Annotated in this window: 12 protein-coding genes; 7 read left to right on the top strand and 5 right to left on the bottom strand. The window is 73.3% G+C overall.

The window, feature by feature from the left end:
* Positions 1 to 159 precede the first annotated feature (159 nt).
* Entirely contained in the window at positions 160 to 3,609 is a 3,450-nt protein-coding gene (locus tag ACGFYU_RS10260) for an endo-alpha-N-acetylgalactosaminidase family protein (protein ID WP_393826832.1), read from the top strand.
* 3 nt (positions 3,610 to 3,612) lie between these two features.
* Here ACGFYU_RS10260 and ACGFYU_RS10255 read toward each other — a convergent pair whose 3' ends face one another.
* Together ACGFYU_RS10255 and ACGFYU_RS10250 are read right to left on the bottom strand one after the other, a co-directional pair.
* Positions 3,613 to 4,455 carry a helix-turn-helix domain-containing protein gene (locus tag ACGFYU_RS10255; RefSeq protein ID WP_393826831.1) on the bottom strand — a complete coding sequence of 281 codons (843 nt, stop codon included), beginning with the start codon at positions 4,453 to 4,455 and terminating at the stop codon, positions 3,613 to 3,615.
* 114 nt (positions 4,456 to 4,569) lie between these two features.
* Positions 4,570 to 5,532, bottom strand: coding sequence for an EamA family transporter (locus tag ACGFYU_RS10250; RefSeq protein ID WP_393826830.1), 963 nt, complete (start codon positions 5,530 to 5,532; stop codon positions 4,570 to 4,572).
* Between ACGFYU_RS10250 and ACGFYU_RS10245 the strand changes: the two genes are divergently transcribed.
* From ACGFYU_RS10245 to ACGFYU_RS10235, 3 genes are read left to right on the top strand one after another with little or no spacing between them, the layout of a single operon-like run.
* Positions 5,520 to 7,067 (top strand): PLP-dependent aminotransferase family protein, encoded by a 1,548-nt coding sequence (locus ACGFYU_RS10245; protein WP_393826829.1) that lies wholly within the window; start codon positions 5,520 to 5,522, stop codon positions 7,065 to 7,067. The genes ACGFYU_RS10250 and ACGFYU_RS10245 overlap by 13 nt on opposite strands.
* Positions 7,068 to 7,118: 51 nt before the next feature.
* A complete protein-coding gene (locus ACGFYU_RS10240) occupies positions 7,119 to 7,589 on the top strand; it encodes an LPXTG cell wall anchor domain-containing protein (RefSeq protein ID WP_393826828.1) in 471 nt (156 codons plus the stop codon).
* An 8-nt stretch (positions 7,590 to 7,597) separates the two neighbouring features.
* Positions 7,598 to 8,272 carry an RNA polymerase sigma factor gene (locus tag ACGFYU_RS10235; protein WP_393826827.1) on the top strand — a complete coding sequence of 225 codons (675 nt, stop codon included), beginning with the start codon at positions 7,598 to 7,600 and terminating at the stop codon, positions 8,270 to 8,272.
* 235 nt (positions 8,273 to 8,507) lie between these two features.
* On the opposite strand, the gene ACGFYU_RS10230 is transcribed toward ACGFYU_RS10235, so the two are convergent.
* The gene (locus tag ACGFYU_RS10230; RefSeq protein ID WP_393826826.1) at positions 8,508 to 8,774 is read right to left on the bottom strand and encodes a hypothetical protein; all 267 of its coding nucleotides are present in this window, start codon (positions 8,772 to 8,774) and stop codon (positions 8,508 to 8,510) included.
* A 64-nt stretch (positions 8,775 to 8,838) separates the two neighbouring features.
* On the opposite strand from ACGFYU_RS10230, the gene ACGFYU_RS10225 reads away from it, so the two are divergent.
* On the top strand, positions 8,839 to 9,381 hold the full coding sequence (locus ACGFYU_RS10225) for a GNAT family N-acetyltransferase (protein WP_393826825.1): 543 nt from the start codon (positions 8,839 to 8,841) through the stop codon (positions 9,379 to 9,381).
* A gap of 49 nt (positions 9,382 to 9,430) precedes the next feature.
* Here the strand turns inward: ACGFYU_RS10225 and ACGFYU_RS10220 are convergent, their stop codons facing one another.
* Both ACGFYU_RS10220 and ACGFYU_RS10215 read right to left on the bottom strand, forming a co-directional pair.
* Positions 9,431 to 9,979 (bottom strand): DUF1062 domain-containing protein, encoded by a 549-nt coding sequence (locus tag ACGFYU_RS10220; protein ID WP_393826824.1) that lies wholly within the window; start codon positions 9,977 to 9,979, stop codon positions 9,431 to 9,433.
* Positions 9,980 to 10,164: 185 nt separating this feature from the next.
* Positions 10,165 to 10,632 (bottom strand): MarR family winged helix-turn-helix transcriptional regulator, encoded by a 468-nt coding sequence (locus ACGFYU_RS10215; protein WP_393826823.1) that lies wholly within the window; start codon positions 10,630 to 10,632, stop codon positions 10,165 to 10,167.
* A 178-nt stretch (positions 10,633 to 10,810) separates the two neighbouring features.
* On the opposite strand from ACGFYU_RS10215, the gene ACGFYU_RS10210 reads away from it, so the two are divergent.
* Positions 10,811 to 12,055 carry an MFS transporter gene (locus ACGFYU_RS10210; RefSeq protein WP_393826822.1) on the top strand — a complete coding sequence of 415 codons (1,245 nt, stop codon included), beginning with the start codon at positions 10,811 to 10,813 and terminating at the stop codon, positions 12,053 to 12,055.
* Positions 12,056 to 12,117: 62 nt separating this feature from the next.
* The gene (locus ACGFYU_RS10205; RefSeq protein ID WP_393827135.1) at positions 12,118 to 13,758 is read left to right on the top strand and encodes a glycoside hydrolase family 20 protein; all 1,641 of its coding nucleotides are present in this window, start codon (positions 12,118 to 12,120) and stop codon (positions 13,756 to 13,758) included.
* Positions 13,759 to 13,785 lie beyond the last annotated feature (27 nt).

Below are 13,785 nucleotides of genomic sequence, written 5' to 3'. Positions count from 1 at the left end.
CCCGAGCCTCCGGCCCCACGTAAGTCCAGGACGGCACTCCGCTTTGTCCATGGGCCTGCGCGCCCCGCGGTCCGCAAGCTGTCAGGTCAGTGAGCGGACCGCTCGGGGCTGCGTGCCGAGCGGTCTTCCGCCGAGGAAGAGCCGACTCCCGGAGGTCCGATGCGCACCCCCCTCTGGCCGGCCGCAGCCGCGGTGGCCGGCCTGGTCGCCACCCTGGTCGTGGCCGTGCCCGCCGCCCCCGCCGCGGCGGCCGCACCCGTGACGATCACCTCGCCCGAGCTGTCCGTCAGCGTGGACAGCGGTTTCCCCCGTGTCATCGGCTACACCCGCCGCGCCACCGGCGACGTCCTGCACGGCAACGAGGACCCGCTGAGCACGGTCCTGGTCAACGGGACCGCCTACACCCCCACCGTGACCTCGACCCCCTCCGCCTCCGCCGTGGACTACGCGCTCACCTTCTCCGGAGTGACCATCAGATCCCGGATCTCGGTGGCCGGTTCGGTCGTGGAGTTCAAGGTGACCGCGATCGAGGACACCGCCGCCCTGCGCGTGCGCAGCCTCGCGATCCCCGAGCACCACCTCGTCAGCGTCCGCAGCGACCAGCCGGGCGCCGCGCTCTCCACGGCCACCATGCACACCGCCACCACCGGCACCGGGGACACCTTCACCCCGATCACCGGCAGCACCCCCGTCGACCCCTCCGCGACCACCGTCATGTACGGCCTGGCCAACACCGGCAGGCTGGCCGCAGCCATCGACTCCAACTCCCTCTACGACACGCCCTCGGGCGGCACGGCACGGGAGAACGGCCGGATCAGCAAACGGGTCACCGACAAGGGCTCCTACCGGCGCGCCGGACTGTGGAGCGGCGCCTGGCTCCACCGGGCCGCCGGCGCGGCCGACGGCGACACCGAGCCGCTGCCGTACGCCCGTATCGCGATCACGGCCGACCGCAACGCGGACTCCGTCGTCGACTGGCAGGACGCCGCCGTCGCCTACCGGGACATCTGGACCCCGCCCACCGGCTGGCAGCAGACCGCCGACCGGGTCGTGCAGCGGATCCCCTTCAACTTCGCCTCCCAGGCCACGCACCCCTTCGCGCAGACCCTGGACGAGACCAAGCGGGTCTCGCTCGCCACGGACGGCCTCGGACAGTTCGTCCTCCTCAAGGGATACGCCTCCGAGGGCCATGACTCCGCGCACATGGACTACAAGAACATCGGCTCGAAGCTGGGCGGCGCCGTCGACCTGAACACCCTCACCACCGCCGGACACGCCTACAACGCGGACTTCGGCGTGCACGTCAACGCGACCGAGGAGTACCCCGTCTCGGCCACCTTCGACCCGGCCCACCAGAGCGGTGGTCTCGGCTGGGACTGGCTCGACCAGTCGTACTACGTGGACACCCGCAAGGACGGCCAGTCCGGGGAGCGGCTGAAGCGCCTCCAGGACCTCAAGACCGCCGCCCCCGGGCTCGACTTCCTCTACGTGGACGTCTGGTACGGGGACGGCTACGTCTCGCGCAAACTCCAGCGAGAGATCGGCGAGCTCGGCTTCCAGCTGGCCACGGAATTCCCCAACACCCTCACCGAGCAGTCCCTCTGGCACCACTGGGCGGCCGACGTCAACTACGGCGGCAGCGACCTGAAGGGCATCAACTCCACCATCGCGCGCTTCATCGCCAACCACGCCAAGGACGACTGGATCGCCCGCAACCCGCTCCTCGGCGGCGCCGAGGTCACCGCCTACGAGGGCTGGCAGGGCAAGAAGGACTTCACCGCCTTCCAGAACACCACCTTCGGCGTCAACCTGCCGACCAAGTACCTCCAGGAATCCCCGATCGTGAAGTGGACCGCCGACACGGTCACCCTCGCCAACGGCACCACCGTCACCGTCTCCGGCAACAAGCGGCAGATCACCACGGGCGGCCGCACGGTGCTGTCCGGGGACGCCTACCTGCTGCCCCGCGACGGCAAGCTCTACCACTGGAACGACAAGGCGGCCTCCACCACCTGGACCCTGCCCGCAGGCTGGACCGCACCCAAGCTCTACAAACTGACCGACACCGGACGCCAGTTGGCCGGCGACCTCGCGGTGAGCCAGGGCCAGGTCACCATCAGCGCCGCCGCCCGCACCGCCTACGTGGTCACCAACGGCGCCGCGCCCGCCGCGGCCGACCCGAAGTGGGGCGAGGGCACCCCCGTCAAGGACCCCTCCTTCTACGCCGGGAACCTGAACGCCTGGACCGTCACCGGCACCGGAGCCGCCGTCACCCGCAACGCCCAGGGACAGAACGAGCTCACCTTCGCCCCCGGCACCACCCCCGCCGTCTCCCAGCAGCTCACCGGCCTCGCCCCCGGCACCTACGCCGCCTCCGTCTGGGTCTCCACCCCGGCCGGCCGCGCCGTGACCCTCACCGCCACCCCGGCCGGTGGGGCCGCGGCCTCCGTGTACGCCGACTCCTCACCGCTGACCAACAGCCTCGGCGGCAGCGAGAAGAACGGCACGAAGACGCAGCGCATGAAGGTGCTCTTCGACGTCCCGGCCGGCCAGTCCACCGCCACGATCAGGCTCTCCGCGGCCGCCGGATCCGGCACCGGCACCGTCTACCTGGACGACGTACGCGTGGTGCGCTCCGCCCGGACCCCGCTCGGCGGGCACTGGTTCGCCGAGGACTTCGAGAACGTCGACGCGGGCTGGGGCCCCTTCGCCTTCGGCGGCGCCGGCGGCTCGGCCACCGACCCGCGCACGCACATCGCCCAGCGCAACGCCCCGTACACACAGGCCGGCTGGAACGGCAAGCTGGTCGACGACGTGATCGGCGGGCAGAACTCGCTCAAATCGCACGAGGAGCGGACCGGGCTCGTCTACCGCACCCTGCCCCAGACCCTGCGCCTGACCCAGGGGAACTCGTACAAGGTGACCTTCACCTACGAGAACGGCTTCGCCGGCGACTACCAGTTCATCACCGGCGCCGACGCCGGCTCCACCGAGACCGCCACCGCGCTGGGCCAGGCCCGTACGCCCACCACCTTCACCACGACCTTCACCGCCGGGACCGACGCCTGGATCGGCGTACGGAAGGTGACCGCCGAGGGTTCGCACAACGAGGCCGACCTCGTCCTCGACGACCTGGCCGTGGACGACCTCGGCCCGGTCGGGGGCGGCGAACTCCTCGTACCGCAGAGCCAGATGAGCGTGAAGGCCGTCGACAGCCAGGAGACCGCGGGCGAGAACGGCAGCGCCGCGAACGTCCTGGACGGGGACGCCGCCACCATCTGGCACACCCAGTGGTACGCGGCCACCGCGCCGATGCCGCACGAGATCACCCTTGACCTCGGGGCCTCGTACAACGTCTCGGCGCTGCACTACCTGCCCCGGCAGACGCAGAGCAACGGGCGCATCGCCGACTACCAGCTCTTCACCTCGACCGACGGGGTCAGCTGGGGGACGGCGGCCGCCGCCGGGACCTTCGCGAACAGCACGGCGCAGCAGGACGTCAACTTCACCCAGCGGACCGCGCGCTACGTCAGGCTGAAGGCCACCAGCGAGGTGGGCGGTAACCCGTGGACCTCGGTCGCTGAGCTCAACATCGGCTACCGGCCCTGACGTTCACCGGGACGGCCCGCGTACCGACTGCTGCGCGCGGAACCGTACGGGGGCCATCCCCACCCGGCGGCTGAACAGCCGGCTGAAGTAGGCCGGATCCTCGTAACCGACCCGCCGGGCGACCCCGGCGACCGGCAGGTCGGTGCGGGCCAGCAGCTCCTTCGCCCGGCTCAGCCGGATCCCGAGGAGGTACTCCTTGACCCCCTCCCCGGTACTGCGCCGCACCGCCCAGCGCAGCTGCGGCAGCGGCATCCCGAGCCGGGCCGCGTGCTCGGCCACCGATATCGGCAGCAGGGCGTCCCGCGCCAGGGTGTCCATCACGGCGTCCCCCTGCCGGGACACCTCGGCGCGGGCGTAGCGCAGGGCCACCAGCAGCGCGTGCACGGCGGCCGCGGCCTCCACCTCCAGCAGCGGGCCGCCACGCCGGGCGGCCCGGACGATCCCGTCGACCACGTGCCGCACCCCGGCCGTTCCGCTCAGCGGCACGAGCGGGCGGTCCGGGGTGACGTAGCCGAGGTCGGTGTACGCCTCCACGCTGCGGCCCGTGAAATCGACGAAGCACTCGTCCCAGCCGGTCCGCGGATCGGGCCCGTAGTGGTGCTCCACGCCCGGCACCAGCCAGAGCAGCGCGGGCGCGGTCACCGGCTGGGCGGGCCGGCCGCCGTGGCTGAACCAGCCCCGGCCGCGCGTGACGACCACGGCCACGTGGTGGTCGAGGACGCGCGGCCCCACGACGGGCAGTTCACCCTCCTGCACCCCCACCCCGAGGCAGACCAGGCCGAGTCTGCGGTGGTTGGCGGTGGGGGAGAAGTACCGCATCCAACTGCTGTACGGGGGCGTCGCCATCTGCGGATTGTGATCCACCGGGCCGGGCCCCCTCAAGGGGAGGCGGGCGTCCGGACCGGAACCTTCACGGGCGCGGGGTGCCTCGGGCGCGGTGGCTCAGGGGTGCCCGGCGGATCAGCGTCGGATGGCCCGGGTCGTCTGGTGCCGTGCCTGGCGAGACCGCGGCAAGGCGCGGTGCCAGGCGGGCCGGGACCGGCCGTGATCCGCCGGTCGCTCCATGAGCCCCGCCGCCAGACCGGCGATCACGACGGCCAGGCCCAGCCACACCGCCGGGCCCGGGACCCCGCCGCCGGTCAACGCGCCGGCCCCGGCCGCCGCGAGCGGGGCGACCCCGGTCAGCAGCCCGGCCCGGCCGGAGCCGACGGCGGCCACCGTGCGGTACCAGAGCAGGAAGGCCACCGCCGTCACCATCACCGCGAGGTATCCGGCCGCCGCCCACTGGGCCGCGCCGATCTCCAGGAGGGCCGAGGGCCGCTCCACGCACACTGTGAGCACCGCCAGCATCACGGCCCCCATCCACACCGCGTGCACGGACACCCCCCACGCGCCGTGCCGCCGGAGCACCGGTACGGCGAGCAGCGTGAACCCGGCCTCGCAGGCCAACGCCAGAGCGGCCCAGGCCACCCCGGCGGCGTCCGTCCGGCCCGTCCCCTCGACCAGGACCGCCCCGGCCACGACCACGGGCGCCGCGAGCAGCACCTGACGGCTGGGCCGGCGGCCCTCCAGGAACGGACCGGTCAGCCCGAGCAGGATCGGTACGGAGGCCACCGCCACCGCGATGACGGCCGGCTCGGCGTGCGCGACCCCGCGGACGACGGCCACGTTGAACAGCACGAGCCCCGTCGCCGCGATCCCGGCCAGCCACAGCCACTCGCGGCCGCGCGGCCGCAGCAGCGGCACCTTCGCCGCCCGGGCCAGGGCCAGCAGGATCAGAGCGGCGGCCGCGTACCGGGCCGCCTGGAGGGCGTAGAGCGGGGCATCGACGAGGGACCGGGAAACGGTGACGCTGCTGCCGACCAGCGCCATCCCGACGATTCCGGGCGCCAGATCCCGCAGGGCGGTGGATGGTGTTCTCATGCGGTCCAGCGTGGTCCCACAATGGTCCGGTGAGCAGGTCCAAAGAGAGCGGGACCCAGGGGTCCAAAACCGCACAGCCCGGGGCCACGGCGTCGGCAGGGTCCGACTTCCTGCAGCTCGACATCGGTCAGGCCCCGCAGGGGAGCCGTACCGACTGGCTGGCCGGGCGGCTCCGGGCCGCCATCGCCGACGGCACGCTGCCCGTCGGCAGCCGGCTCCCGGCCAGCCGGGTGCTCGCCGCCGAACTCCGCGTCTCCCGGGGGCTCGTCACCGAGGCCTACCAGCGGCTCGCGGAGACCGGCCAGGTGTCCGGCCGCGGCCGGGGCGGCACGGTGGTCGTCGCGGCCCCGCCGCCGGTGGCCGCGCCGTCCCCCGCCCCGGCCCGGGGCGGCCTGGTCGACGCGCTGCGCGCCGTACCCTGCCGCATCGACCTCTCGCCCGGGGTGCCCGACCTCACCGCCTTCCCCCGTACGGCCTGGCTCCAGGCCGAGCGCCGGGTGCTCGCCGGTCTCACCCCCGCCGACTTCGGCTACGGGAACCCGCAGGGCGCGCCCGCGCTGCGCGAGGCCGTCGTCGGCTGGCTGGCCCGCAACCGCGGGATCCGTGCCGACCCGGACGAGGTGGTGATCGTCGCGGGGGTCGCCCAGGCCCTCGGACTGCTCGGGCACGTCCTGCGCGAGCACGGGGTGCGCCGGGTCGCCGTGGAGGACCCCGGCTCGCTCGGCGCCCGCCAGCAGCTGGAGTACCACCGCCTGGAGACCGTCCCCGTACCGGTGGACGAGGCCGGGCTGGACGTGGCGGAGCTCCGCGCGAGCGGGGCCGGCGCCGTGCTGCTCACCCCGGCGCACCAGTTCCCGACCGGAGTCGTCCTCGACGGGGAGCGCCGCCGCGAGCTGCTCGGCTGGGCGGCCGCCGGGGGACTGGTCATCGAGGACGACTACGACGCCGAACACCGCTACGACCGCGCCCCCGTCCCCGCGCTGCGCGCCCTGCTCCCCGAAGCCGTCTGCTACGCCGGGAGCGTGTCCAAACTCCTCGCACCCGCACTGCGCCTCGGCTGGCTCCTGGTCCCGCCGCGCCTGCGCGAGGCCGTGACCGCCGCCAAGCGCTATGCCGACCTCGGCAACCCGGTCCTCGCCCAACTGGTCCTCGCCCGGCTGATGGACTCGGGCGAACTGGAGCGCCACCTGCGCTTCGTGCGGCGCCGCCACCGCCGCCGCCGCGACGCCATGCTCCGGGCGGTCGCCGAGAGCCTCCCCGGGGCCCGGGTGCACGGCGCGGCGGCGGGCCTGCACCTGATGGTCACCTTCGACGGGGCGGACTTCGCGGACACCGATCTCGCCGCGTCGGCCCTGACCCTCGGCGTCAAGACCCACCCGCTGTCCTGGCACCGCATCGCACCCGGGCCGCCGGGCCTGATCCTGGGCTACGCGGCCGGCTCGACCGGCGAGATCGAGGACGGCATCGCCACGCTCGGCAGAGCCCTGAAGTTTTTCGGATCCGGCGGCAACCTCCCCGGGGGTCGCGCGTCGTGAGGGGGTGGAGGGCGCGGTACCGCGCTCTCGACCCGACCGTGGAGAACCACCGTGAAGAACCTCAAGCGCGTCCCGCTCAGCGTCCGCCGGGTGGCCGTCGCCGCTGCCGCCGCCGGGGCGGTCGTCGCGCTCTCCGGGCACGCCCACGCCGCGAGCGGGCCCTCGGCCCAGCCCAGCCCGTCCGCGTCCCTGCCGACGGCGGGGTCGAGCGTCAAGCCCAGCCCGTCCGTGTCCCACCCGACGGCGGGGTCGAGCGTCAAGCCCAGCCCGTCCGCGTCCCTGCCGACGGCGGGGTCGAGCGTCAAGCCCAGCCCGTCCGCGTCCCGTCCGACCGCGGGGACGAGTGCCAAGCCCAGCCCGGCCGGTGCCTCGCCCTCCGCCGTACCCGCCGGGTCCGAAGGGTCCGAGCTCGCGCATACTGGCTCCTCGGCGACGACCGTCGCCATAGGGGCCGGGGCCACCGGGCTGATCCTCGCCGGAGCCGGAGCCCTGTACGCCGTGCGGCGCCGCGCGAACAGCTGAGGAACCCAGTGCTCCAACTCGCACCACCCGTCGGCCCCCTCGCGCCCGGCTTCGGCCGGGCGTGGCGGGGCCTGTGGTCGTTGCTGCGCCGGGACCGCTCCGCGCCGCCGGTCTCCCCGAGCCCGTACGGCGGCTCCCCGCACGGCTCCTCGTACGGCTCCTCGTACGCGCACGACACGCGTCACGGCGATCCGCAGCCGCCCACCGTCACCGAGCTCTACCACGCGCACCGGCTGCGGATGGTCCGGCTGGCGGTGCTGCTCGTCGACGACCTGGCCACCGCAGAGGACGTGGTGCAGGACGCCTTCACGGCCCTGTACCGCCGCCACGGCGAACACATCACGGAGGTCGACAACGCGCTGGGCTACCTGCGGACCGCCGTCGTCAACACCTCCCGCTCGGTGCTGCGCCGCAGGCGGACCGTCCGGGCCTGGACCCCGCCCGCGGCGGTCGACGTGCCGTCGGCGGAGTCGTCCGTGGTCCTCGACGAGGCACATCGCGAAGTGCTCGCCGCGCTCGGCCGGTTGACGCCGCGCCGCCGACAGGTCCTGGTGCTGCGCTACTGGGCCGACCTCAGCGAGGCGGAGATCGCGACCACCCTCGGCATCAGCCGGGGAGCGGTGAAGTCGAACGCGAGCCGTGGCCTGGACGCGCTGGAACGGATTCTGGAGGGACGGATATGACACGCACGACGCGCGCCGGCGAGCGCTCCGCAGAACGTCCGGTCGAGCGCCGGCTGCGACAGGCCCTCGACGCGCGTGCCGACGGCGTCGAACTCCGCCTGCTGCGCCCCGCGGATCCGCCCGGGCCGCGGGTCAGGCGCCTGCCCTTGGACCGGTTCCGGCGCTTCGCCGTGCCCCTCGGCGGTCTGGCGGCGGCTGCCGCCGCCGGGATCGGGTACCTGCTGTTCGCGCCGGATCAGGCCCCCGCCCCGGTGCCGCCCGCCACCCCGCCGAGGATCACGGCCCCCGGTCCGTCCCCGGAATCCCCCCACCCGCCGACGAGCCGGCCGTCGCCGTCGTCGTCGCGCTTCACGCCGAGCCCGGGCCCGGACCTGTCGCCGAGCGCGAGCGCGAGTGGCCGCGCGACCCCGATTCCGAGTGGCAGCCCTAGCCGCGCGGGGGCCTCGGTGCCGGCGGGCTCGCCCTCGACGTCCGTGCCGCCCTCGCCGAAGCCCTCGGGCACGCCGAGCTCGACTCCCCGCTAGGTCTGCTTGCCGTCGGCCGGCCCGGTCGGATAGGAAGTTCGCATGCTAAGGGGCAGAAAGGTCGGGCTCAGGGCCCGGTACGAGGACGACATCCCGATCCTGCGGGCGGAACTCTACGACGACGTGGTCAACTCCTCGCGGGCCGAAGCCGGGCCGTGGCGGCCGATCACCCCCGGCTCGAAGGATCCGCGGCTCGTGGTGGACGACAAGGAACAAGGACACGTCCCGTTCTCCGTGGTGGAGTTGGACGGCGGCACGCTGGTCGGCACCGCGACGCTGTGGGGCATCGACAACCACAACCGGTCCGCGCACATCGGCCTCGGGCTGCTGCCGTCCTCCCGCGGCAAGGGCTACGGCACCGACGTGGTCGCGGTGCTGTGCCACTACGGCTTCGTCGTGCGCGGCTTGCAACGGCTGCAGATCGAGACGCTGTCGGACAACGCCGCGATGCTGCGCTCGGCCGAGCACAACGGCTTCGTCCGCGAGGGCGTGCTGCGCTCCTCCGCCTGGGTGATGGGCGAGTTCCTCGACGAGGTGCTTCTCGGTCTCCTCGTCCAGGACTGGAAGGCGGAGTCCAACGGCTAGGGCCTGTCCGGCGGATCCCGCCGGACAGGCCCCCGGCCCCGGGGAGGGGTCAGCGCTTGAGCGTGAAGGTGAAGTCGCCGGAGAGCCTGCCGCTCAGCCGGACTGCCGAGACGAGCTTCCCGTCCGTGATCAGTCTCTCGACCTCGGCCCGTGAAAGACCGCACCCCTCGGCGATCAGCCGCACCGGGCGGACCGGGATCCGCGCCGCGAAGCGGACCGACACGTCGATCACCTCGCGGTCCAGGTGATCCGATCCGCGGGTGTCGAGGCGCCAGGCGCCGTCCCAGTCGAGGGCGATGTGATTGCGGCGCCGCACGACCGGATCCTGGAGCAACTCGGCTGCCAGGCCAGGGTCGTTGTCGTGCAGCCGGTCCAGCAGCTCGGGTCGTACGGAGCGCACGTGCACCCGCTCCAGGACCGTGAGTTTCGCCGTGTCCCCGCAGGCGGTGCAGAGCACGAGGAGCCAGGCGTCGAGGAGCTTGTGGTTGGCGTTGATTCGGAATTTGCCGTTCGCCCGGAAGCGCTCGGACGCGCACGTGTGGCATCGGCGGAGGACGAGCGGCAGGCAGGTGGGAGCGACCACCCAGGTATTGAGCACAGAAGTACACCGGTTCCAGTGAGAAGACCGCAGCAGAAAGGAGCGCGGCGCACAGGCGCGACGCGCGACGAATCAGCACTCGGGGGGTCTCACAGGGTGTACAACGGCACGTCCTTGCCTAGGCGACTGGTCCGGCAGCACGGTAATCGCGCACAACGACGCGGCTCCACTGGTTTTTCGGCGTCCTAGCCCTCGGCGGGTGCCGTACGGAGGTTCTCCACGGCCTCGACCAGCGGGGCGAGTTCCGGCTTGCGGGCGGCCTCGTCCAGCGCCTCGCGCAGGGCGGCGTCGTTCGTGGGCCGGGCCGCGGCCAGCAGGGCCAGGCCGGCCTCGCTCACATCGGTGTAGATGCCCCGCCGGTCGGTGTCGCAGAGGTAGCGGCTCAGCAGGCCGCGGTCCTCCAGCCGGCTGACCAGACGGGTCGTCGCGCTCTGGCTGAGCACCACCGAGTCGGCGACCTGGTGCATCCGCAGGTGGCCGCCCGGCCCGTTGTGCTGACGGCTCAGCACGTCCAGCAGCGAGTACTCGCGCACGCTGAGCCCGTGTCCGGCCTGCAGCGCCCGCTCGATGTGCGCCTCGATGCGCCCGTGCAGGAGGGACAGGGCGCACCAGCCCTGGGAGAGGGCGGTGAGCGCGCCGTCCGTGGCCGTCATGGGCTCCTCCTTCGTCGGTGTGCCCCCAGGATAGGTCACTTCCGCAATAGCCCGCGCTTGCAAATATCCCGCGTCTGCAATTAATGTGGACGCACGTAAGCAGCGGCAGCAATGTGTCCGCGCAGCGCCGGCGGCCCGGCGCCGCACCTCTCCCCACCCCTGAAGGGCACCTCCCCTCATGCCACTCGCACTCCTCGCCCTCGCCATCGGGGCCTTCGGGATCGGCACCACCGAGTTCGTGATCATGGGCCTGCTCCCCGAGGTCGCCGCCGACTACGGCGTCTCGATCCCCACCGCGGGCTTCCTGGTCACCGGTTATGCCCTCGGTGTGGTGCTCGGCGCGCCGATCATGACCGTCCTGGGCACCCGCATCCCCCGCAAGCGCATGCTGATGCTGCTCATGGGCCTCTTCGTCGCGGGCAACCTGCTCTCCGCGCTCGCCCCGGCCTTCGGCGTCATGCTCACCGGCCGCGTCGTCGCCTCCCTCGCCCACGGCGCCTTCTTCGGCATCGGCGCTGTCGTCGCCGCCGGGCTCGTCGCCCCCGAGAAGAAGGCCGGAGCCATCGCCATGATGTTCACCGGCCTGACCGTGGCCAACGTCGTCGGCGTCCCGCTCGGCACCCTCGTCGGGCAGACCCTCGGCTGGCGGATCACCTTCCTGATCGTCGCCGCGCTCGGCGTCCTCGGCCTGCTCGGCATCGCCCGGCTGGTACCCGAGATCCCCCGCCCCGCCGGCGGCGTGCGGATCCCCAGCGAACTGGCCGCCTTCCGCAACGTCCAGGTGCTGCTCGCGATGGGGATGACCGTCCTCGGCTTCGGCGGCGTCTTCGCCGCGATCACCTACATCACCCCGATGATGACCAACGTCGCCGGTTTCGCCGGCTCCTCCGTCACCTGGCTCCTCGTCCTCCTCGGCCTCGGCATGGTCGCCGGCAACCTCATCGGCGGCCGCTTCGCCGACCGGGCGCTGATGCCGATGCTGTACGCGTCCCTGGGCGCGCTCACCGTCGTGCTGGCCGCCTTCACCCTCACCGCCCACACCAAGGCCGGCGCCGCCGTCACGATCCTGCTCATCGGCGCCCTCGGCTTCGCGACCGTGCCGCCGCTCCAGAAGCGGGTCCTCGACCAGGCCGCCGGCGCGCCCACCCTGGCCTCCGCCGTCAACATCGGCGCCTTCAACCTCGGCAACGCCCTCGCCGCCTGGCTCGGCGGCCTCGTGATCGCCGCGGGCCTCGGCTGGACCGCCCCGAACTGGGTCGGCGCGGCACTGGCCGCCTCCGCCCTGGTCCTCGCCCTCGTCTCGGGCGCCCTGGAGCGCCGTACGGCGTCCCGCCCGGCCGGAGCCGACGGCCGCGTCGTCGCCGGGGCCACCGTCAGCGTCACCGTCCTCGACGCCGCCACCGCGCTCGACCCCCTGGTCTGAGAGCGCCGGGTCGCGCGCCCGAGTCCCCCGTGCCACGTTGGTACGGGGGACACGGGTGCATGATGCGGAAACCGAGGCAGCACAGGAGAGTCCACGTCAGCGCGACGGCGACGGCCGCCGCGCTGGTCGCACTCGCCCTCCCCGGCTGCACCAACGCCGCCTCCGACGGGCCGCGCGCCCCCTCCGTCCCGACGCCGGGCACCAGCGCGCCGCCTGCCACCCCGGAGGGGACCGGCGCGGCGGAGCCCCCGCCCACCCCGACGCCGTCCTACCCGCTGTCCACCGCCCCGCGCACCATCCCGGCCGTACGGGAGCACATACCCGCCCGCGGCCCCGGCTGGAAGCCCGCCCCCCAGGCCCGCGTGGTCGTCGCACAGGGCAGCACGGCCGCCCTCGCCGACGAGGGGAAACTGCTCGCCGGTGAACTGCGCATGGGATACGCGGAGTCGGCGACCCCGCGCCCCGGCGACGTGGAACTCTCCCTCGGCGCCAAGGACTCCGGGTCGCCCGAGTCGTACACCCTCACCGTCAAGGACGGCCGGGTCAAGATCACCGGCCCCGACGAGGCCGGGGTCTTCTACGGCACCCGCACCCTCAAGCAGGCCGTGCGCGGCGCCGGTTCGGCCCCCGAGGGCACCGTGCGCGACGCTCCGGCCAAACCGCAGCGCGGCCTCAACCTCGACATCGCGCGCAAGCACTTCACCCCCGACTGGATCGAGGACCGGCTGCGCGAGATGGCCGACATGAAGCTGAACCAGCTCGGCCTGCACTTCTCCGACGACCAGGCCTTCCGCATAGAGTCCGACACCCACCCCGAGATCGTTTCCACCCCGCACCTCACCAAGGTGCAGGTGCGCGGCATCACGGCGCTCGCCGCCCGCCTCCACATCACCGTCGTCCCCGAGATCGACTCGCCCGGACACCTCGGCGCCGTGCTGCGCGCCCACCCCGACCTGCAACTGCGCAACGCCCAGGGCGCGGCGGTGAAGGGCGCCGTGGACATATCCAACCCCGCGGCCGCCAAGTTCGTCGACGAACTGCTGCGCGAGTACCTGCCGTTGTTCCCCGGAGGGGCCTGGCACCTGGGCGCCGACGAGTACCAGGCGCTGGTCGTCCGCGACCCCGAGGCCTCCTTCCCGCAGCTCGCGACCGCGGCACGGCAGCGTTACGGTCCAACGGCCCGCGTACAGGACCTCGCGACGGGCTGGCTCGACGACCGCGCGGCCACCGTGCGCCCGTCGGGCAAGGCGCTCAAGGCGTGGAACGACGGCTTCTTCGCCGGCGGGGTCGCGAGCGCGGCCAAGGACCTCCAGGTGGAGTACTGGACCGGCAAGGAGATCGGCGCCCGCCCGCCGCTGGACTACCTGAGCGCGGGCCGCAAAGTGGTGAACCTCAACGACGAGTACCTGTACTACGTGCTGGGCGAGCCCAACCAGTTCACCTATCCCACCGGGCGGCGCATCTACGAGCAGTGGACCCCGCTGGTCCTGCGCGGCACCACCGCCGTCCCCGCCCGGTACGCCGGCCAGATCCTGGGCGCGCGCCTCGCCGTGTGGTGCGACCTGTCCGGGGCCCAGACCCAGGCCCAGGTGGCGGCGGGCATCCGGTTGCCGCTCGCCGCGCTCTCCCAGAAGGTGTGGGACTCCCGCACGCCCCAACTGACCTGGCCCGCCTTCAACACTCTCGCCGACCGGCTCCGCTAGGCAACGGAAGTCCGTACTCCGCAGCAA

Source organism: Streptomyces sp. NPDC048337, assembly GCF_043201175.1.
Lineage (GTDB): Bacteria > Actinomycetota > Actinomycetes > Streptomycetales > Streptomycetaceae > Streptomyces.
This window is presented reverse-complemented; position numbering and strand designations above follow the sequence as displayed.